A 16,466-nucleotide genomic window follows, 5' to 3' on the forward strand; every position below is an offset into this window, starting at 1 on the left:
GTAAGAGAGGGGAGGGCGGAGGTTAAACGAGTGCGGGTTCGCGGCTGGAAGCAGGCGTTGGCGCGGGTGCGGATTGTTCGATGGCGGCGGGGTGGAGTTGCGCGGAGCGGAGGCGGACGAGGTCGAACTTGGGGGTGCGGTCAAAACGATAGATGCCGTTCTGCTCTTGAAAGACATCGGTGAGTTGTGTGTAGCAGTAGCCAAACATGCGGGGGTTTTCGAGGAGCACGCGGCAGAGTTCAGCAAAGCGTTCGTAGAATTCTTCTTCGCTGGCGGGGCATTTGCCGTAGCCCCAGGAGGTGTCGCTGTGAGAGGCGGCGGGGTTCCACCAGATGCCGCCAAATTCGCTGATAAAAAACGGCTGCCCGACGTAAGGCGTGGAAATGGGGCGTCCGGGCTGGGGACCGGGTTCGCGGTTGAGGAAGGGCGCGCCGTTGGCAAGGCCAACGTGGTTGGCGGCGAATTTTTGCGGGTCCTGTTCGTAGTCGTGACTGTCGTAGATGTCGGTCTCAAGGACGCGGTGCGAGTAGCCGGAGGCGTCGATCACGGGACGGGTGCGGTCGGCGAGTTTGGTGGCGAGGAACATGCCGCGCGTAACGTCATCCAGATTTTGGATACGGTCGGTGACAGCCTGCCAGGTTTCGTTGAGCGGACACCAGCCGATGATGCTGGGGTGCGAGTAATCGCGTTCGATGGCTTCGAGCCATTGGGTGATGTAGGTGGCGTCGGGTTGCTGGTTCTGGCCGCTGGGTCCGTTGCGATTGCAACCCCAGTCGGGAAACTCGCCCCAGACAAGATAGCCGAGGCGGTCGGCGTGGTAGAGAAAGCGTTCCTCGAAAACTTTTTGGTGGAGACGCGCGCCGTTGAAGCCGGCAGCGAGGGAGAGTTCGATGTCGCGGACGAGCGCGGCGTCATCAGGCGCGGTGAGGAGTCCGTCGGGATAAAATCCCTGGTCGAGCACGAGGCGCTGGAAAACGCGGCGTCCATTGAGGAGCACGGCGTGGCCTTCGATGGAGATGCTGCGCAGGCCGGCGTAGGTTTGCGCGTGGTCGAGGATGCGAAGGAACGGGGGGGGGGGGGGGGAGGGGAGGAATCCTTCTACGGCGGTGTCGAGGAGTTCGATATCGATGTTGTAGAGATGCGGATCGTCGGGAGACCAGAGGCGGCGTCGGGCGGGCGGTATCGGAATTTCGATACGAGAGCCAAAACTGTTTTCAACGGGTGCGGTGATGTTACTGATGACTCCGTGGTCGGCGTCGGAGAGCCGGACGCGGAGTTGCAGGCCGGGATGCCAGGGACCGCTGAGATTTTGTTCGAGGATGATTGAGCCGCGGGCGAGGTCGGGGGTGAGGCGGGGGCGCTGGAGCGCGGTGGTGGGGACGGGTTCGAGCCACACGGTTTGCCAGATGCCTGTAGTGCGCGTGTAATGACAGCGGCGGTTGGCGTAGGCTTCGCTTTGCTTTCCGCGGGGCTGCACGCCGCGGTGCGGGTCGCGGGCGCGGACGACGATTTCGATTTCGCGTCCGGGCCGCGCATCGGGAGCGGGCTGCGGGATGAAGGTGGTGTTGTCAGCGGGGGCGGTGGAGCGCGTGAGGTCGCAGGTGAAGGGGGTGAAACCGCCGCGGTGACGTCCGACTTCGACTCCATTGACCCACACGGTGGCGTCGTAATCGACGGCCTGAAAATGAAGCAGGATGCGAGGATGCGTGAGAGCGTCGTTGCCGGCGGGAGCGACGGCGGCCCAGTCGGCAGGGATCGTGACACGGCGGCGATACCAGACGGCATTCATGAAATCGGTGTTGCCGACGCCGGAGAGCGTGGATTCGGGGCAGAAGGGGACGGTGATTTTTTGAGCGAGCGGACGGTCGAGCAGGCCGCGTTCGAGGCCGCTATCGCCGGAGTCGATTTCGAATTCCCATTCGCCGTTGAGGCAAAGCCAGCGGGGGCGCGTGAATTGGGGACGCGGGTATTCGGGGCGAGGATACGAGGGAATGCCGGTGTCGGCTTGGCGGGTGTTGGGTGCGGAGATCACGGGAGTTAGGACGATATTTGTGTTTTCAACAGATCATATCCTTGTTTCCCTAGATGCAGAATGGGCGAAATCCACCAAGACCTTCGTGAAATTCGCCGCATAGGCACTGGCACCCGGGAATTTTTGATCCATCCGGAGCATTGTCCGGTGTTGCGACAGCATGAGGTGGCGTTGGCGGGGATTTCGCACGCATCGGCGGAATTCAGGTTTGTCCGGACGGTGAGGCCGGGGATGCCGCGCGGTCAGATTCTGGTTTGTTTTCGTGGGCGCGGACATGTGCTCGTGGACGGGGCATGGGTGGCGTGCGAGGCGGGGCACGCCTATGTGACTCCGCCGGGTGTGCTGCACGCGTATCAGGCGGAGGAGGGGTGGGAGGTGGGGTGGATTCTTTACAACGAGGGACACATGGGACAGGGGACGTCGCAGGTGCAGGAGCCGGTGCTGGTGGAACTTGATCCGCGTCCGTTGGAACATGCGTTATGGGGATTGCACCAGGAGATTTCCACGCACCGGGAACCGGCGATGTTGGATCATTGGGGAGAGATCGTGGTGAGTCTGGGCAACCGTATTCTTGAGCCGTGGCGGACGTCGCGGCTGTGGCGTTTGTGGCGCAAGGTGCAGGCTGATCTTGGGCACGCGTGGTCGCTCGGCGAACTGGCGGCGTTGTCAGGACTGGGGGCGGAGCAGTTGCGCCGGGTGTGCGTGCGCGAAACAGGGGTAAGCCCGATGCAGCAGGTGACGCGGTTGCGGATGCAGCAGGCGGTGTCGCTCATCAGCGCGGGTTACAAGGTCGAGGCAGTGGCGCAGGCGGTGGGTTACGAAAACGCATTCGCGTTCTCCACGGCGTTCCGGCGTCATTTGGGTGCGCCGCCGTCGGCGTTTCGCGGCGAGTGAGTGAATGTCGTGTCACATCTCTCCCCCCCCCCCCCCTCCTTAAAAGAAAACCTCCTGTCTAGCAGGAGGTTAAATTGGAGGCGCGAGCCGGAATCGAACCGGCGGGGCGACATTTGAGGGGAAAATGTTCGCTGAATATGCATATTTGAGAGGTAATTTGTCGCCTTCTCTTTTTCCGCCTGCTGCCGTTTGCTGCCATGCCTGCTGACACCTCCATTTATAAACGAAAGGCCCGCCCCCATTGGTATATCTCCTTTATCGATCCGATAACGGGCAAACGCAGACATCGTGCGACCCCCTTCCTCATCGAAGATCCTACCGGACACCGAAAGGCTTTTGATTTGGCCGTCGAAAAATCCGTCGCGGCAAAACATCAGAGGGCGTTCGTCCGCGAAGAGGCTTGGGAAAATTGGGCGGAGCAATTCATCACAACTCACTACCTCCACAGAAAAACCCATGCCCGCCTCCTCAATGGTTGGAGACCTGTCTTTCGCTACCTCCACGAAAAAAACATCCGCATCCCGGCTTCCCTCTCCTATCAGAACGTTTGCGATTACGTGCCGTGGCGCACGGCTCAGGCGCGGCACTCCGGCGCTCCGATCCACCGCAACACCGCGCTCTTTGACGTGAAGGTGTTGGGTATCGTGATGCGTGAAGCCGTGCGCCGTGGTTACGCTCAAGGCAACCCCTGCCACCGCACCGGACTGAAGCGCGCCCCGGCGAAGCAAAAGCCGGAAATGACGGATGCAGAAATCGCCAAGATTCGCGCAACGTTGGCGGAGCGCGAAGGACATTTGCCGGTCTCGGATCGGTGGATGACGGTCTGCTTTGAGGTGGCGATTCACCAAGGATGCAGGCTCACAGAAACCGCTGTCCCTATGGATGCCGTCGATCTGGTCAACGGCACCATTCGCTTTTCCGCCAAGGGCCGAGGGGATGGCGAGCGCAAGGTGTTTACCACGATGCTCCATCCCGGACTGAAACCGCTGATTGGTGAGTTGCAGGAGGCGGGGGCGAAACAGCTTTGCCAGTTGCCGAAACTGGCGAGCAAAGAGTGGTGGCTGTTTTTTCGTGAGTTGAAGATGCCCCATCTGTGTTTCCATTGCACTCGTGTTACGGTTGTCACGCGACTGGCGCGGGCGGGTGTGCCGATTCAGCAGGCGATGCGGTTTGTGGGGCACGCTTCCGAAATCGTACACCGGATTTATCAGCGTTTGCAGGCTCCTGACCTGACGGCGGCGGTTGCGGCTCTTGGTTCTCTTTCGGCTTCGGTTTCCGATACTGGCGCGAAGGAATAAAGTCGGGGTGGGCGAACATCCATTCCATCAAACGGCGGGCGGTGGAAAAACGTCCACAAAACGGCGTGTCCGCCTTGCCCCGTGCCGCCTTGCGAATCGCTTGTATCGTAAAACGTGATACGCCGATGGCGTCTGCCATTGCGGCGGCTGTTGAGAGTATTTTTTCTTGCATGATTTAGGCGGTGATGGGTTCCCGTTTGGCGGCGAGGCGGGCGCGGCGTTTTTCGGCCCGCTCCCATGCCTTCCATTGTTCGGCCAGCCATGTTGCAGGCAGGCGCTCAAGTATCACGTAGCGGGAGTGTTTTCCCTCGGTTGCTACGGTTTCCCACGTCCACTGCACAAACCACTTATGCGTTTTGATCGTATCCGCTTTCTGTTTCGCGGAGGCAAACATGAAGGCGTCACGTGGACTATTGAACTCTCCGATGCCATAGAAAGTAAAATCATCGGCGGCCTTGCAATGGACTCCAACGCTCCAGTGGTTCCGACCGCCAACGGCGTAGGGGTCTGCGAGGACGCCAAGTTTCGGATAGGCCTGCGCAGTGGGGATGGGGCCGCCTGCCAGATGATCGCTATAACGGACAGCTTCAAAGAGCGTTGGGAAATACTCCAAAACACCGCCAGTGACGGCGAATCTCGAATACCAGCGTTCCCCCTTGGGACCAATGTCGGGATGGACTGCCTTATATTCAATTTTGCTCATTTCACACCTCCCGTCTTCAGCGAGATTTCGAGGAGGTTGGTTTCCACGATATGGCGCATGCTCTTGAGTGAGCGGGCCGCTACGTCGATCAGGCCGATGTAAGCAGCGCGGTCTGCTGCCGCGATTTTTTCGATGTCGTTTTTTTCGCAGAGGATTCGGGATTCGAATCCCTCAAGATATAGGGCCAACTCGCGTAGAACGGTACTGCGACGCAGGCCGTTTTTCGCCGGGTCTATTTCGTCCAATGTCGGACGGGAGGGGAGGGGGGGGATTATCGGTGTGTTCATTGTCTTTTGTCGGGTTGGTTTTGTCGGTATTGTAAGTTTGGATACTATCGGGAAACCGCCCTCGCGCCCGGCCAGCCCCGACAAAAGGACTGGTCGCGGGCGCGGGGCGGAAAGGGTTCATGCCGTGACGGGCGCGGGGGGCTCGTCGTGGGTTGTTTCGCTTTGGGAGGGGACAGACGGGGGCTTGGCCAATTGGTTTCTGCGTGTTTCCGCCGCGTCAGCTAACCTAGCGAAAAAGCGCATCCCCATATCGGATATTTCTAGCTGTTTTCGGGTGTCCTCTAATGCACCCTCAAGACGCGCCACTTCCTGTGTGAGACGTCCTTTTTCTTCGCCATGCAAACAGGCGAAGTGCAAAAGCAGTGAATATTCGGCATCTGCTATCTGTTTTAGGGCCAGCCCCTCTGTCGCTCCCAACGCGACCGCCCTCATATTATCGGACAGATCACAATCGTTAATGCACATGATTTTGTATTCGGTTGTTGGTTACAGATGAAAAAATCAGGCCCCGGTGGCTGGTTGGGCCGTTTGCCCGTCACAGGAGCGCGACGGGGCCACCGGGGAAATTGGGTAAAGTTCGGTCTCGACGGGGCGGAATCCGGCCTTTCTCAACCGGCGATGAATGCCGAGGATTCCGGCACGCAAATACTTGAGGGGGATGCGCTCTCCCGCCGTGACGGTTATGCGCAAATCGTATTCTTCGCCTGTACCCATCGCGACTATCCCGCGCAATTTGCTGATCTGCTCCAACAGGCAGTGCGCGTGCGGATGAAGGGTGAATTCGGCTAACATGCTCGGCCTAACACCATAACGTCGAAGGCGGGCGCGGTCGGACGCTTGTGCGCGTGTTCCGGTGCGGGGGGAGGTCTTGTTTTTTTGGCCCATGCATTAGATTCTTTAGTTGCTTAAGCATCTGCGTCAAGTGCGCGTTTTGTGAGGACAACTGAAACCTGTTGCGTCAAATGCCAATTATGGGCCGTAAAACACGCAATGCTGACACATTAGGAATCCACCTGCCAGATGCACATACCCAGATTATCGCCGATCGCGCTGCCGCGTTGGGAATGACCAAAAGCAAATTTGGGGCTGGAATCATCGCTCGCTGGATTGCTGAAGGATGCCCTGCGATCAGTGAGCCAGATCGTTTGATGCAACTGGCAAAAGAATCCGCTGTTACCCTACCAGTCGAACCAAAAAAAAATCCCGCAGCCAACGCAACTTCCCCTGCCTCTGTGGGAACGCCTCTTCTGGCCTCAACGGCCGGAAAGCAACTGAACATTAAAAACAAATGATACTCCCCCTGCTTTCGCTTTTTGGTCCCCGCACCGCAACTTTCGATGTCACTCTCGGCTTTGTGTCCCTCATCACATGGGGGCTTGCATTATCTGGTTGGGTTTTAGCCCAGATAGGACGGATGAATGCAGCGCGTAAGGATATGGAAAAAGAACGAGAACGTTTGGCTCAGGAAATTGCTAAACTGGAACGGTATAGAGACACCATCGAAAAGCTCAAAAGGGACATGGTATTCCAAAGACTTGTTACATGGCTAGAGATGCCAAAGGTTGGTTCTACTCAATGGAAAGCATCATTCGGTAACAAAGATCAAGGCACCGTGCAAAACGAGCTATTAGCTGAATATGAACGCCCGTGACCAGCCGGTGCCCGGTCACGATCAAGCGGTCACGATGCCGTTGCCGTGACTGACCAGGCACGCGGCTCCCGCGGCAAGTCACGCCGGGCGGCTGCAGCCGCCCGGCGCGCCTCGATGTCGGGGCCGGGAGCGGATTGACAATCCGAGCGGAATGGGTTCCCCCTCGTGTTCGCCACCGGAGGGATCAGGTAACGTTCCGGACGTAAGCGGATCGGGGTTCAATAGCATGAATCAGCAATTACGCGCCTGACCGGTGGCTTTTTCATGCACAAAAAAAAGCCCGCCATGTCAGGCGGGCCGGGAGAGGGCAGGGGAGGGGAGCGCGTCAGCTTACTGGCGGCATGATTGACGGCACGGCTTTGCCGTCTTTGCGCCGATAAACGATGAAATCCGAGTCTATGGTAATGAGTTTGGCTCGGGGATAGCGTTCCGAGAGGACAACCAGAGTGGCATCCCCAAGGTCCATCTGGGAGTATTTGGCGAGCAATTCAGCGATGCGGGCAGGGGCTTCCGCCACCACAGGAAACACTTTCAGAAATCCGCATTCAACCATATGCATCAAGCCTTGGAGGGCGGGCCTTCCGTGCCGGAGGTGGTATGCGGCTTCGGCCAATACTGTTTCGGTTATGCCAAAATCGTCCGTCAATGCATTTAGGACTCCGTTGGCCCAAGCGTTTTTAGCATCCCTGTTGTTCAGGCGGGCCACCAAAGGTCCGGCATCCAGCAAGTATCTAATTTCCAAAGCCTTCACGTGAGGAAAGATTCGTTTCAGGCAGGTTTACGGAATACTTTTGCGCTAATTCACCAAAAGTTCCTCGTTTCGTTTTTTTTGTGACCGAGTGATGTTTTATCACTCGACGCACATTCTTTTTGACAGTGGCAGTGCTCATATTCGCAGACTGTGTGCGGGGACGGCGGGTTGTCCAGCCTGCGACTGCGACCACCCCGGCAAATCCGGCGAGGGCGGCGAAGATATGAGCGGGCTTCATTTTTTGCGTTTTATCAGAGCATAGACGGCTCCAATGGCAAACAGCGCGCCGCCTCCGACCGCAAAGTATCGCCCTGCGGGGCGGATTAGCTGGTTTAGCTTAGGGTTCACAGGTTGTCCCTTCCCGTCATACTTTATCCCCTGTGCTCTGATCAGGTAGAGCACGCCACAACTCAGGATGCTGAAAACGAAAGCGGCCAGCCATGACATGGCTCCCCCGCTGATTTTTCGCAACGCGACGGCTGGCACAGTGATTGCCGCCAGAATTACCCCTCCCCAAGCAATGAAAAATGATGGTCCGAACATGATGTTTTGCGGTGGTGGTGGTGACGGTGAATTATCGACGGGCGCGGGAGACCTTGCGGCCTGCGAGGGTGTAAACGTTGCCGCGCTTGCGACGGGCGCGTTTCTTCGCGGTGGCGTAGCCACCAGCGCGTCCAACAATGGCGGCGGCGCGTTTGCGTGTGGCCGGTTTAGCGAGGGGAATGCGGCGTTTCGTTTTCTTGGCTTTGGTGCGTTTTTTCATGGCGGGAAATTGGGAAGTGAGGGAGTGGGGAGTGCATGGCCTCGCGTCTCCATTTCCACAGGAGATAGGCGATGCCTAGCAGCCCACCGATGGCGGCAATGACGCCGTTGAGGTGGTCGAGCGTGATGCTTGCCAGCACGGGCACGGCAGCGGCGATGTAGTCGGCAAGTTTGATGCGGAGGAGCGCGAGCATGGTTACTTGGCTTTCTTTTTCGGTGTTGGTGCCGGTGCCGGTGTCGGGAGGTAAGGGCGAATCAGCACGAACACGTAAGCAACGATGGCTCCGCCGATCACCCAGCGAAGCCAGACGGGGATGCTGCCGAGAATGCCCTTCCCAACGGTGTCGATTGCCGTGTTGATGCGGCCGGGGAGTTCCTCAATGGACTCAGCAATTGCGGAGGGGACGCGTTCTGCCATCGTGACCGTCAGGTCCGTGCCGGTCACAACGTTGTCGAAGATGGCCTCTGTTTGGGCGGCAGCCTCTGTATCGGTGAGCAGGCCGTCCGCTTGTTGACGCTCCACGATTCCCGCCATTCGCGCTGCGTTATTTTCCTGCGCTTGGAGCGCATCTGTGGTCCCTGTGGCCCAGCCGACTATCTTTGTCCACAATGTCATTATGTTAGTCTCCTTTATTTCGTGGTTAGTTAATCAATACGCGTCCCCATGAGAGGATGAAGTCCAGTGTGAGCGAGTGGTCGCTGTCTTTTTCCAGCGGGGCATCGGGGATGATGCGAAGAATCGGGTAAAAGGTCTGGTAATCCCACCAGCCAAACCCAAAGCAGCGGACGGCGGGCAGGTTGCCGTCATTGAGTTGGAAACTTGCGCGGTAAGTGTATTGGAAACTCCCCGGCACGTAGGCGGCGCGGACGGGCTCAACGGTTTTGGTCGTGCCGGTCAGAGCCCCGGCCTGCGCTTCAAGACCGGGCTGTTTGAAGGCGTCCTGAGAATCGCTCAAAAACACCGGGATGTAATAATTGTATGTGCCGCTTGGGTGGAAGCGATGGCCCCAGTTGAGGTTTTCAAACTGCGCCTGTCCGCTGATTCCCGCCTGCCAGAACGGCCCGGCAGGCTCGGGGGCGAGCGGTGAAACGGCGATGTCGAGTTCCAGCATAACCTTGAGTTGCTGGCCGGTTACGAGCGTAACCCCGGCTCCGGCAAGAACGTCGCGGCCAAACAGGGCGGAATCAGAGTACAAGGCCCAGCCGATTTCCCGGATGGTGCGTTGCTGGGTGACGGGGGCAAAGATGTAGGTGCGTTTCATGACGACGCTGCCGTTGATGAGGACCACGGTGTTGTCGTCAGCGGCATTCCCATAGGTGTCCGTGCGCATGACTTCGGTTTCATGGCCGGTTTGGTTGACATACCAGACGGTGCCGGGAGTCGGCTCGGCGGATTCGCGGGAGGTTTTGACGGTGGCAGTAACGGCATCGGGGACGGCTTCGATGCGCAGTTCCTCCCCTGTATTTAATTTCAGGAGACGCCCGGCGTCCTCAGCTTCGAAAAAGCCAGCGGAGGCGGTAACTGTCTTAGCCGTTTGGGTGAAGGTGACAGCGGCGCTGTCGCGTCGGGTGGGTTTCGCACCGGTTCCGGCAACGGCATAGCGTGTGACTTCGTTCCATCGGTAATTAGCGATGGCATTTAGTCCCCAGTCCAGAATGAGGTTTTTTTTCCACGGGCGGGAGTCGGCAAGCGTGCCGTCCGGGTTGATTACTTCGATCCGATAGCGGATGGAGGCTCCGAGTTTTGTTTCAATCGTTTTCATCGGGTGAGGGGACGGCTTGGGTTTCGGTCTGGTAGAAAAATGCGGTGAAGGCGGCGCGTTGTTGTAGCGTGTGACTGGATACATAATGCCCGGCGGGCTGGCTTGTCGCGCCCGTGAATGAGGCGCGTTGCGCGGCGGATTCGATGGCGGCGGTTTCGGTTCCCCCCTCGTAAACAAATGCGGTGAAGGCTACGCGTTGCGTGGCGTTCTCGTGCGCGGCGATGGAGGGGGAGGGCTGGTAAGAACCGTAATGCGTCGCGCGGATGCGTCCGGTCTGCGTGATGCGAATGCGGCCCGCTTGTGTGGCGCGAACCACGGGCAACAGGCCCGCGTGTTGCGTGGCAGTCTCGGCAGCGGCAAGGGAGGGAGGGCGGAGGTAAGCGCCGTAATGCGTGGCACGGATGCGTCCGGCCTGTGTGATGCGGATGCGGCCCGCTTGCGTGGCACGAACCACGGGCAACAGGCCCGCGTGTTGCGTGGCAGCCTCGGCGGCGTCAATCCGCGTGACGGGGACGTACAGCACGCCAGTGATCCCGGCGCGTTGCGTGGCGAGGGGGCGCAGATACGGCGTGTAACGTTTGCCCCCCACCCATAGGAGGGGAGTCGGGATGCGCTGAATCTGTGTCTGCGAAAAGACCATGCGGTTACGGCATCGAAATGGCGCTTTCGGCAGCGGCTTTGACGGCGAGGGGAACAAGGCCGCCGATGGTTTCCGTCATCTTGGAAATGGTCTGCGCTTGGGCGGCGTTGGCGGCCCCGGCGCTGTCCATCACGGTTGAGGCGTCGGTTTTGAGGCTGGCGGCGCGGAGAAGGTAATCTCCAGCGACAAGTTCCAGCTTTTCAGCGGCCATGTTTTTCGGAAGGATAAGCTCAACGTGTCGCCCGTCAGCCGTGGAAAACTGGAGGCGCGTTGCGGCGTCCCCGGCGTTGGTTTTTTGAAAGGCCGCGCAGCCGGAAAGGACGGCGAGCGCGGCGAGTAGTGCGATGGTGAATACTGTTTTCATGTGTGTATTAGCGTTTGATGTGGCGTTGACGGTAAAAGTCGGGGAGACGGGCGGATGGCTTTGACGGATAGGGCAGGCCGGTGCGTTTTTCGTAGTTGTTTTTCCATGACGAGAAACCCCCGATGCGGACAGAACGATGGATCGTGTGACGGGTAAGCCAATTCACACCCAAATCGTCCATTGCCTCCAAAAACACGGCATCGGCCTGTTTGCGCATGATATGGATTTCTGGCGTGTTGTGTTTTTCCGTCGCCTGATACCAGTAAAGTAAATCGTGGATGACGGCGGCGGCCGTGTATTTTCCAGCAGGCGGAAACACGCGCCAGAAAACGCGAGGGATGCTGGCAAGGTCAGTGTCGAACCCAGCCTCAACAGTGATCGTTCCGAGGGTTGAAGACTCAAACACGAACGGCTCCAACAGGAGCAATGAGCGATCTTCCCCAAGGATGGTTTCCGTTCGGAGCGGGAGCGGGAACTTGACGAGTGCGGCGGTCATTTTTGTTCGGCGGCGAGGGCGCGGAAATAATTGAGGCGGTCGGGGGCGGCACGGTCGGGACCGCGACGGCGCTCAAACGAGTCGATCTGGCGGGCCATGATGCCAAGCGGCGTGCCGTGGGGGGGCGTGATGGCGGGGCGGGCAAGCCCGGCCTTCGCCATGAGGCCGGAGATTCGGTCACTGCGCCGGAAAAGCGGGTTGACCGGCGCTTCTGGCAACACGGGCGGAACCACGGAGGGGGGGGGAGGGGTGGCATCGACAAGGGCGGGGGCCGTCTCCACGGCGGGAGGGGGCGCTTCCGCCTGTGTGCAGGCGGGGCGGGCGTCAACGGCGGGTTGCGCAGCCGGGGGCGTGCGCAGCCGCTCAACGCGGGCGAAGCGCTCCAACATCGTCGGTTGCGGCGGCAGATCGGCCAGCGCAAGCAGGCCGGAGAGCATGAGCAAGGATACAATGAGGAGCGTTCGCATGGCGTGTGTTTCGTGTGTAGTTGGTTTCTTACTACGATTTTTATTTCACCCGTTCCGAGACGGACAGGATCGTCATCAGCTCTTCAAGCCATGCGTCACGAGCGGCGGTCTTGGGCAGGGAGTTGGCGGCGCGGGATTCGGCTTTTACAAGCGCGATGGCGCGGTCAACGGGGAGGCTCGCAACGTAGTTGGAAAACCATCGTTGGTATCCGCGTTCCATCACGGCCTTTCCGAGGACGGCTTTGCGGGCGTTGGTGGCGATTTCCGGCGCGCCAAGTCGTTTGGCGGCGACGGCGAAATGCGACTGGTTATTCGGCGTCACAGGGATTGCGGCGAGTTCGTCCGCCGTCGCAAACGACCGGATGAATGTCGTGGGCGAATACTCGCGGGCGAGTTCCTTCACGTCCGGCACGCCGGGGAGCGGCGTGATGGGATGCTTTGCATTCGGCGCGAGCCTGCCAGCGTAGTTGCGCACGATAATCGACGCAACGCCCGGAGCGGCTTCCGCAACCTCGGCGATGTTGGGCAGGGCGAGGGCAAAGACAGCGGCATCGTTGGCGAGACGCCATTCACCATAGCCCTTGCCTTGCGTTGTTTTGTAAACAGCTTCGCCCTGTTTTTGCAACGCGATGGCCTGTTGCGCGGGCGTGAGAGCGGGGACCGGGGCCGCCGCGAATGCGAGGCTCGCGCCAAGGGCGAAAGCCGGGATGATGTGGAGCATGATTTTTTTCATGATGTGTAGTTGTGGTTAGGATACCGGCCTGATTCTGGCCGGAAATTGTCAGGGGGTGGGTTTCACGAGTGACCAAGTCGGCATGATTGGTGTCCAAATGTTTTCGTAGGAACCGCCGCTGATCCTCTGATAACTCCAAACGAGGTTCGGGTTGTCGGGGCGGATTTTGGCATCGACAGCGAAAACCACGATGGCGGCGGAAATGATCGAATCCGGCGATTTGCGTGCCGCGTAGATGCTCTGATCCGCTGGCTGACGCAGCCAGCGGCGTTTGTCCGGGTTTTTGCTATCGGTGTAATAGACAGCAACGGGCTTAGGCCCGGTTTGTCCGCTCACGCTGGCGCGCGCCGGATCGGGTGAATGATAGTATGCGTAAAGATCGGTGAATGGCGTGTGTTCGCCGAAATTGGATTCCGTAGCCTTCGCTTCAAAGTCCGAGGCCAGCTTCCACACGCTCTGCTCAAAATCATAATACCGCCCAAGCGGGATCGTGAGAACGCAATAAGTCGGCTGCAAGGCGATCATGCCTCCTGCGGCGGGCAGGCTGACACTGTAGCCGCCAGCGGGGATGGACGAAGGGGCATGGAGGGTAATGTAGTAGCTGGACGCCCCCGGTGTGAACCGGATGGCCTGCGGGCGCCCGGTCGCCCCCGTAGTCACCCCCAACAGGTTATACCAAGCCTGCACGGCGGTGTCTGCCTTCGCGCCTTGTTCGACGGTGGCGAGTCCATTGATCGTGGTTCCCGCTGGCACGGTCAGCGTGCCAGAGATTTCAGTCTGCCCGGTCAGTTTCGCGTCTTTGATCGGTGTGGCGGCATACGCCGCGCCTGCCACAAAAAGGAAAATGGAGAGAATGCGTGTCATGGCAAAATGAGGCAGACGAGGATGTGCCCGGCGATGGATGGCGGGCCGGAGAGTTCGACGGTGAAGCCATACATCGTGATCGACTCGGCAACCGGGTTTGCCCAAAGGTTATCGCCGTTTTCGGGCTTGGTAATGGAACAAAAAATACGCGATGGAGGCGCGGCAAAAGGAACAGGAAACTCGACAATCACGGCGGATGCACCAGCGGCAATGGGCGTGGACACCAGCACAGGGGCGAATCCGCCGCCGAGAGCTTGCGCAGCGATGCGACACGGGCCATCCGGTCCGTTCATTTCGACGTAGTCGCCGGGTGCGGCAGTTTCTTTTTCCGGGAGGTCGAGAATGGTTTCGTAAATAAGATCGGGCATGGCGACGAGGGCGGTTAGAGCAGATACCAGAATTCAGCGATGCGCACTTGAACGGCGGCGGTAGCGGGATTCTTGATACGAATAAATTCGCTGGTGACGTGGCTGATCGTTTCCCCAGCGCGAACGATGCCCCACGACACGCCTGCCTCATTTTGGAGTTCCAAGGCAACGGCACCGTCGAGATTGGAAATTACCACGCATTTGCGGCGAAAATGGTTGCCGGTGGCGACACCGGACAGGTCGATTTTTTCGTTGGCGGGGATTATCCCTCCTGGGCAAACAGGCACCGGCACGGCCCGCGCTTCGACTTGGTCAACGCGTCGGTCAATAAATTCGGAATAGCCGGTCCAGATGTCCACGTTGCCTGCCCCGCCATCGGGCAGGCGCACCACGATGCGCGAAAAGTCTTCGTCGTAACGTATGCCTTGCCCGGCGCGGAGAAGTGTTTCGCTTTCTTCGTCCACCTTGACGAGCACGGGACCGAGTGCGTTGACGATCTGGATATACCGCCCGCGTGCCACCAGCACAGCGGGGGCGGGGGAGGGGATTACGACGAGATGAATGGTGCTGCTTCCTGATAACATGGTGTGGATAGGTGGTTATTTTTTCTTCGGTTTTGCCGACTGTTTGGCAGAGGGGGGGGAGGGGGGACGGGCGGGCGCGGGGAGCGGCGTCGATTGATTACGAAACAGGAGTGCGATCAGGGCGATGACCAGCCCGGCGCCGACTGCGACGGCGCCAGTAATCCATGTCTTGTTTTCCGTAAGGGCGGGGGATTGGTTTTGCGCGAACTTTTCCACGGTCGAACTGACCAGATCGCCAGCGGTGGACGTGGCCCCGCGCGCGATGTCGTAAGAGCCGTTCACGGCCTGCATGGTCGCCACTTGGTTGTTCTGCAGGACTTGTTGCATGGTGTCCAACACGGTGGCGGTGTTGTCATGCATGTAAGCGAGGGTGTCGCGGTTCGCGCCGGTCACTGCGTCGATGGAGCGGCCTCCCATGTCGGAGGCAAAGGCGAAGGCGGAATCGTTGTTGTGCGTGATGGCGTCGAGAGCACCGGTGAACGCCTTGTCCACGGTGTCCAGACTCATGGCCGTGGTGAGAGTGTTGCTCTCCAGCGCGGCCTGCGAGGTGACGTTCGCGGCCTGTGTGGCTGCGTTCGCGGACTGTGCGGCTGACTGCGCATCCGCGCGTTGGTTCATCATGGCGATTTGGGCAATGCCCATCGCCTGTGCGGTGGCCTTGTCCACGGTGTCCAGACTCATGGCCGTGGTGAGGGCGTTGCTCTCCAGCGCGGCCTGCGTGGTCGCCACGTTCCCGTCGATCGCTGCGCGGGCGGTTTCGCCCTGATCGGCCATGACGTCTCTCGCGAAGTCGAAGGAGGAGGCTATCGCGCCGTGGTCCGTTTGCTGCATGTTTACGGTGTTGCCGTCACCTTTGATCCCTCCTGTGACGCTGCCCGTGGTGACGGTGTCCTTGGACGAATAATTGACCTTGAGGCTCTGGTCCACTTTGCCCGAGCCAGAGACGGAAACGGCCTGATCTTGCGCGCCCGCTGAGTTGGAGCGGTCGCCTGTGGCAACGTTTCCCAACGCGCCGGTCCCGACGTTGTTGGGGGCTTCCGTCGCATTGGTGTCAGCAGAACTGCTCGCACTCGAACTATTCCCTCCTAAGAGTGATGAGATAAAACTCATGGGCGTTTGCCTTTCTTGTGTTTTCGGGGACGTCGGGCGGCGACAATGATGCCGATCAACAGCACGCCGCCCGCGACTACCGCGGCGGCAATGATGCCGAGTTCGCCTAGGACCGCGCCCCAGTCCACGGCGGCAAGTCCGCTGGAACCGGAGTTATCCGTGTTCGAGGACGTGGTTTTGTTTCCGTCCCCAAAAACGTTGTTTCCGAACGTGATCTTGCCGTTGTTGGTGAGATTGGAGGGGACGGATGGGGCCGCAGCCTCGCCACCTCCACTTTTCCCCGCCATGCTAGCCACAGCGGAAATTGCGCCAATGATTGCGGGAAACATGCGATTGGTCCAATGGGTGGGTTAGTCTCTGCCGCGAAGGAAGAGGATGAGGAAGAGTCCGCCGATGGCGGCGAGTCCCGCGCACACGAGTGCGATGATGCCTCCGGTTGAGAGGCCGCCGCCAGTCGCGGGTGTGGATTGACCGGACGTTTTGACCGCCTCTGCCGCCGCTTTTGCATCCGTGGCGGATGCCTTCGCCTGCTCTTTCGCGGTCTTTGCGCCCAAATACCCTGTCGCCAGAGTGGTAATGCCGGTGAACAGTTGGCTGAACCAGTCGCCAGAGCCAGAGGACGCGGATGTTGCTGTGTCTGCCATGATGGTGTGTGCCGCTTCTCTCCCCCCTCCCCCGGATTAATGCCGGGGGGGGGGG

At 59.5% G+C, this 16,466-nt stretch carries 26 protein-coding genes; 5 read left to right on the forward strand and 21 right to left on the reverse strand.

Features of this window, described 5'->3' with window-relative positions; all coding sequences use genetic code 11:
• Positions 1–22: 22 nt before the first annotated feature.
• Positions 23–2,032, reverse strand: coding sequence for a glycoside hydrolase family 2 protein (locus OBACDRAFT_RS19520; RefSeq protein WP_198529951.1), 2,010 nt, complete (start codon positions 2,030–2,032; stop codon positions 23–25).
• Between the two features lie 60 nt (positions 2,033–2,092).
• Between OBACDRAFT_RS19520 and OBACDRAFT_RS25830 the strand changes: the two genes are divergently transcribed.
• Together OBACDRAFT_RS25830 and OBACDRAFT_RS19530 are read left to right on the forward strand one after the other, a co-directional pair.
• Complete coding sequence (locus OBACDRAFT_RS25830; protein WP_052362278.1) at positions 2,093–2,926, forward strand: helix-turn-helix transcriptional regulator; 834 nt, start codon at positions 2,093–2,095, stop codon at positions 2,924–2,926.
• Between the two features lie 197 nt (positions 2,927–3,123).
• Positions 3,124–4,224: a tyrosine-type recombinase/integrase gene (locus tag OBACDRAFT_RS19530; protein WP_043588531.1), complete on the forward strand. Its 1,101-nt coding sequence runs from the start codon at positions 3,124–3,126 to the stop codon at positions 4,222–4,224.
• A gap of 175 nt (positions 4,225–4,399) precedes the next feature.
• Here the strand turns inward: OBACDRAFT_RS19530 and OBACDRAFT_RS19535 are convergent, their stop codons facing one another.
• Positions 4,400–4,927, reverse strand: coding sequence for a hypothetical protein (locus tag OBACDRAFT_RS19535; RefSeq protein WP_043588533.1), 528 nt, complete (start codon positions 4,925–4,927; stop codon positions 4,400–4,402).
• The gene (locus OBACDRAFT_RS19540) at positions 4,924–5,214 is read right to left on the reverse strand and encodes a hypothetical protein (RefSeq protein WP_043588535.1); all 291 of its coding nucleotides are present in this window, start codon (positions 5,212–5,214) and stop codon (positions 4,924–4,926) included. The genes OBACDRAFT_RS19535 and OBACDRAFT_RS19540 overlap by 4 nt, the downstream gene beginning before the upstream one ends.
• 492 nt (positions 5,215–5,706) lie before the next feature.
• Between OBACDRAFT_RS19540 and OBACDRAFT_RS29040 the strand changes: the two genes are divergently transcribed.
• The 3 genes from OBACDRAFT_RS29040 to OBACDRAFT_RS19550 all read left to right on the forward strand — a co-directional run bounded on the left by OBACDRAFT_RS29040 (position 5,707) and on the right by OBACDRAFT_RS19550 (position 6,865).
• Complete coding sequence (locus OBACDRAFT_RS29040) at positions 5,707–6,003, forward strand: hypothetical protein (protein ID WP_198529952.1); 297 nt, start codon at positions 5,707–5,709, stop codon at positions 6,001–6,003.
• Between the two features lie 182 nt (positions 6,004–6,185).
• Positions 6,186–6,506, forward strand: coding sequence for a hypothetical protein (locus OBACDRAFT_RS28590; protein WP_157837205.1), 321 nt, complete (start codon positions 6,186–6,188; stop codon positions 6,504–6,506).
• Complete coding sequence (locus OBACDRAFT_RS19550) at positions 6,503–6,865, forward strand: hypothetical protein (RefSeq protein WP_043588539.1); 363 nt, start codon at positions 6,503–6,505, stop codon at positions 6,863–6,865. The genes OBACDRAFT_RS28590 and OBACDRAFT_RS19550 overlap by 4 nt, the downstream gene beginning before the upstream one ends.
• Before the next feature lie 325 nt (positions 6,866–7,190).
• On the opposite strand, the gene OBACDRAFT_RS19555 is transcribed toward OBACDRAFT_RS19550, so the two are convergent.
• From OBACDRAFT_RS19555 to OBACDRAFT_RS19635, 18 genes are read right to left on the reverse strand one after another with little or no spacing between them, the layout of a single operon-like run.
• Positions 7,191–7,616 (reverse strand): type II toxin-antitoxin system VapC family toxin, encoded by a 426-nt coding sequence (locus OBACDRAFT_RS19555; RefSeq protein WP_081722213.1) that lies wholly within the window; start codon positions 7,614–7,616, stop codon positions 7,191–7,193.
• The gene (locus OBACDRAFT_RS29045; protein WP_198529953.1) at positions 7,597–7,854 is read right to left on the reverse strand and encodes a hypothetical protein; all 258 of its coding nucleotides are present in this window, start codon (positions 7,852–7,854) and stop codon (positions 7,597–7,599) included. The genes OBACDRAFT_RS19555 and OBACDRAFT_RS29045 overlap by 20 nt, the downstream gene beginning before the upstream one ends.
• Positions 7,851–8,159 carry a hypothetical protein gene (locus OBACDRAFT_RS19560; protein WP_043588542.1) on the reverse strand — a complete coding sequence of 103 codons (309 nt, stop codon included), beginning with the start codon at positions 8,157–8,159 and terminating at the stop codon, positions 7,851–7,853. Before OBACDRAFT_RS19560 ends, OBACDRAFT_RS29045 begins: the two co-directional genes overlap by 4 nt.
• 31 nt (positions 8,160–8,190) lie before the next feature.
• Positions 8,191–8,379 carry a hypothetical protein gene (locus OBACDRAFT_RS19565; RefSeq protein WP_043588544.1) on the reverse strand — a complete coding sequence of 63 codons (189 nt, stop codon included), beginning with the start codon at positions 8,377–8,379 and terminating at the stop codon, positions 8,191–8,193.
• The gene (locus tag OBACDRAFT_RS19570; RefSeq protein WP_043588546.1) at positions 8,327–8,572 is read right to left on the reverse strand and encodes a hypothetical protein; all 246 of its coding nucleotides are present in this window, start codon (positions 8,570–8,572) and stop codon (positions 8,327–8,329) included. Before OBACDRAFT_RS19570 ends, OBACDRAFT_RS19565 begins: the two co-directional genes overlap by 53 nt.
• A gap of 2 nt (positions 8,573–8,574) precedes the next feature.
• The gene (locus OBACDRAFT_RS19575) at positions 8,575–8,994 is read right to left on the reverse strand and encodes a hypothetical protein (protein WP_157837206.1); all 420 of its coding nucleotides are present in this window, start codon (positions 8,992–8,994) and stop codon (positions 8,575–8,577) included.
• A 25-nt stretch (positions 8,995–9,019) separates the two neighbouring features.
• Positions 9,020–10,141 carry an uL14 family ribosomal protein gene (locus OBACDRAFT_RS19580; RefSeq protein ID WP_043588549.1) on the reverse strand — a complete coding sequence of 374 codons (1,122 nt, stop codon included), beginning with the start codon at positions 10,139–10,141 and terminating at the stop codon, positions 9,020–9,022.
• Positions 10,128–10,781 (reverse strand): hypothetical protein, encoded by a 654-nt coding sequence (locus tag OBACDRAFT_RS19585; RefSeq protein WP_043588551.1) that lies wholly within the window; start codon positions 10,779–10,781, stop codon positions 10,128–10,130. The genes OBACDRAFT_RS19580 and OBACDRAFT_RS19585 overlap by 14 nt, the downstream gene beginning before the upstream one ends.
• Before the next feature lie 4 nt (positions 10,782–10,785).
• The gene (locus OBACDRAFT_RS19590; RefSeq protein ID WP_043588552.1) at positions 10,786–11,145 is read right to left on the reverse strand and encodes a hypothetical protein; all 360 of its coding nucleotides are present in this window, start codon (positions 11,143–11,145) and stop codon (positions 10,786–10,788) included.
• A gap of 7 nt (positions 11,146–11,152) precedes the next feature.
• Positions 11,153–11,641: a DUF1353 domain-containing protein gene (locus OBACDRAFT_RS19595; protein WP_052362279.1), complete on the reverse strand. Its 489-nt coding sequence runs from the start codon at positions 11,639–11,641 to the stop codon at positions 11,153–11,155.
• Positions 11,638–12,108, reverse strand: a complete 471-nt coding sequence (locus OBACDRAFT_RS19600) for a hypothetical protein (protein ID WP_043588553.1) — start codon at positions 12,106–12,108, stop codon at positions 11,638–11,640. Before OBACDRAFT_RS19600 ends, OBACDRAFT_RS19595 begins: the two co-directional genes overlap by 4 nt.
• Before the next feature lie 40 nt (positions 12,109–12,148).
• Positions 12,149–12,841, reverse strand: a complete 693-nt coding sequence (locus tag OBACDRAFT_RS19605) for a hypothetical protein (RefSeq protein ID WP_043588554.1) — start codon at positions 12,839–12,841, stop codon at positions 12,149–12,151.
• A 48-nt stretch (positions 12,842–12,889) separates the two neighbouring features.
• On the reverse strand, positions 12,890–13,705 hold the full coding sequence (locus OBACDRAFT_RS25835; RefSeq protein WP_052362280.1) for a hypothetical protein: 816 nt from the start codon (positions 13,703–13,705) through the stop codon (positions 12,890–12,892).
• The gene (locus OBACDRAFT_RS19615) at positions 13,702–14,073 is read right to left on the reverse strand and encodes a hypothetical protein (protein ID WP_043588556.1); all 372 of its coding nucleotides are present in this window, start codon (positions 14,071–14,073) and stop codon (positions 13,702–13,704) included. The genes OBACDRAFT_RS25835 and OBACDRAFT_RS19615 overlap by 4 nt, the downstream gene beginning before the upstream one ends.
• A gap of 14 nt (positions 14,074–14,087) precedes the next feature.
• The gene (locus tag OBACDRAFT_RS19620; protein ID WP_043588557.1) at positions 14,088–14,657 is read right to left on the reverse strand and encodes a hypothetical protein; all 570 of its coding nucleotides are present in this window, start codon (positions 14,655–14,657) and stop codon (positions 14,088–14,090) included.
• Positions 14,658–14,672: 15 nt separating this feature from the next.
• Complete coding sequence (locus tag OBACDRAFT_RS19625) at positions 14,673–15,767, reverse strand: hypothetical protein (protein ID WP_157837207.1); 1,095 nt, start codon at positions 15,765–15,767, stop codon at positions 14,673–14,675.
• Complete coding sequence (locus OBACDRAFT_RS19630; RefSeq protein ID WP_157837208.1) at positions 15,764–16,096, reverse strand: hypothetical protein; 333 nt, start codon at positions 16,094–16,096, stop codon at positions 15,764–15,766. Before OBACDRAFT_RS19630 ends, OBACDRAFT_RS19625 begins: the two co-directional genes overlap by 4 nt.
• 21 nt (positions 16,097–16,117) lie before the next feature.
• Positions 16,118–16,411, reverse strand: a complete 294-nt coding sequence (locus OBACDRAFT_RS19635; protein ID WP_043588563.1) for a hypothetical protein — start codon at positions 16,409–16,411, stop codon at positions 16,118–16,120.
• Between the last annotated feature and the right edge of the window lie 55 nt (positions 16,412–16,466).

The organism is Geminisphaera colitermitum TAV2 (genome assembly GCF_000171235.2).
Classification (GTDB): Bacteria; Verrucomicrobiota; Verrucomicrobiia; order Opitutales; family Opitutaceae; genus Geminisphaera; species Geminisphaera colitermitum.

What these genes read in the sequence shown, in the direction of transcription:
- OBACDRAFT_RS25830 (WP_052362278.1), top strand. Translation starts at nt 2,093, where the DNA reads ATGGGCGAAATCCACCAAGACCTTCGTGAAATTCGCCGCATAGGCACT.
- OBACDRAFT_RS19530 (WP_043588531.1), top strand. Translation starts at nt 3,124, where the DNA reads ATGCCTGCTGACACCTCCATTTATAAACGAAAGGCCCGCCCCCATTGG.
- OBACDRAFT_RS19535 (WP_043588533.1), bottom strand. Translation starts at nt 4,927, where the DNA reads ATGAGCAAAATTGAATATAAGGCAGTCCATCCCGACATTGGTCCCAAG.
- OBACDRAFT_RS19540 (WP_043588535.1), bottom strand. Translation starts at nt 5,214, where the DNA reads ATGAACACACCGATAATCCCCCCCCTCCCCTCCCGTCCGACATTGGAC.
- OBACDRAFT_RS29040 (WP_198529952.1), top strand. Translation starts at nt 5,707, where the DNA reads ATGAAAAAATCAGGCCCCGGTGGCTGGTTGGGCCGTTTGCCCGTCACA.
- OBACDRAFT_RS28590 (WP_157837205.1), top strand. Translation starts at nt 6,186, where the DNA reads ATGGGCCGTAAAACACGCAATGCTGACACATTAGGAATCCACCTGCCA.
- OBACDRAFT_RS19550 (WP_043588539.1), top strand. Translation starts at nt 6,503, where the DNA reads ATGATACTCCCCCTGCTTTCGCTTTTTGGTCCCCGCACCGCAACTTTC.
- OBACDRAFT_RS29045 (WP_198529953.1), bottom strand. Translation starts at nt 7,854, where the DNA reads ATGAAGCCCGCTCATATCTTCGCCGCCCTCGCCGGATTTGCCGGGGTG.
- OBACDRAFT_RS19560 (WP_043588542.1), bottom strand. Translation starts at nt 8,159, where the DNA reads ATGTTCGGACCATCATTTTTCATTGCTTGGGGAGGGGTAATTCTGGCG.
- OBACDRAFT_RS19565 (WP_043588544.1), bottom strand. Translation starts at nt 8,379, where the DNA reads ATGAAAAAACGCACCAAAGCCAAGAAAACGAAACGCCGCATTCCCCTC.
- OBACDRAFT_RS19570 (WP_043588546.1), bottom strand. Translation starts at nt 8,572, where the DNA reads ATGCTCGCGCTCCTCCGCATCAAACTTGCCGACTACATCGCCGCTGCC.
- OBACDRAFT_RS19575 (WP_157837206.1), bottom strand. Translation starts at nt 8,994, where the DNA reads ATGACATTGTGGACAAAGATAGTCGGCTGGGCCACAGGGACCACAGAT.
- OBACDRAFT_RS19580 (WP_043588549.1), bottom strand. Translation starts at nt 10,141, where the DNA reads ATGAAAACGATTGAAACAAAACTCGGAGCCTCCATCCGCTATCGGATC.
- OBACDRAFT_RS19585 (WP_043588551.1), bottom strand. Translation starts at nt 10,781, where the DNA reads ATGGTCTTTTCGCAGACACAGATTCAGCGCATCCCGACTCCCCTCCTA.
- OBACDRAFT_RS19590 (WP_043588552.1), bottom strand. Translation starts at nt 11,145, where the DNA reads ATGAAAACAGTATTCACCATCGCACTACTCGCCGCGCTCGCCGTCCTT.
- OBACDRAFT_RS19595 (WP_052362279.1), bottom strand. Translation starts at nt 11,641, where the DNA reads ATGACCGCCGCACTCGTCAAGTTCCCGCTCCCGCTCCGAACGGAAACC.
- OBACDRAFT_RS19600 (WP_043588553.1), bottom strand. Translation starts at nt 12,108, where the DNA reads ATGCGAACGCTCCTCATTGTATCCTTGCTCATGCTCTCCGGCCTGCTT.
- OBACDRAFT_RS19605 (WP_043588554.1), bottom strand. Translation starts at nt 12,841, where the DNA reads ATGAAAAAAATCATGCTCCACATCATCCCGGCTTTCGCCCTTGGCGCG.
- OBACDRAFT_RS25835 (WP_052362280.1), bottom strand. Translation starts at nt 13,705, where the DNA reads ATGACACGCATTCTCTCCATTTTCCTTTTTGTGGCAGGCGCGGCGTAT.
- OBACDRAFT_RS19615 (WP_043588556.1), bottom strand. Translation starts at nt 14,073, where the DNA reads ATGCCCGATCTTATTTACGAAACCATTCTCGACCTCCCGGAAAAAGAA.
- OBACDRAFT_RS19620 (WP_043588557.1), bottom strand. Translation starts at nt 14,657, where the DNA reads ATGTTATCAGGAAGCAGCACCATTCATCTCGTCGTAATCCCCTCCCCC.
- OBACDRAFT_RS19625 (WP_157837207.1), bottom strand. Translation starts at nt 15,767, where the DNA reads ATGAGTTTTATCTCATCACTCTTAGGAGGGAATAGTTCGAGTGCGAGC.
- OBACDRAFT_RS19630 (WP_157837208.1), bottom strand. Translation starts at nt 16,096, where the DNA reads ATGTTTCCCGCAATCATTGGCGCAATTTCCGCTGTGGCTAGCATGGCG.
- OBACDRAFT_RS19635 (WP_043588563.1), bottom strand. Translation starts at nt 16,411, where the DNA reads ATGGCAGACACAGCAACATCCGCGTCCTCTGGCTCTGGCGACTGGTTC.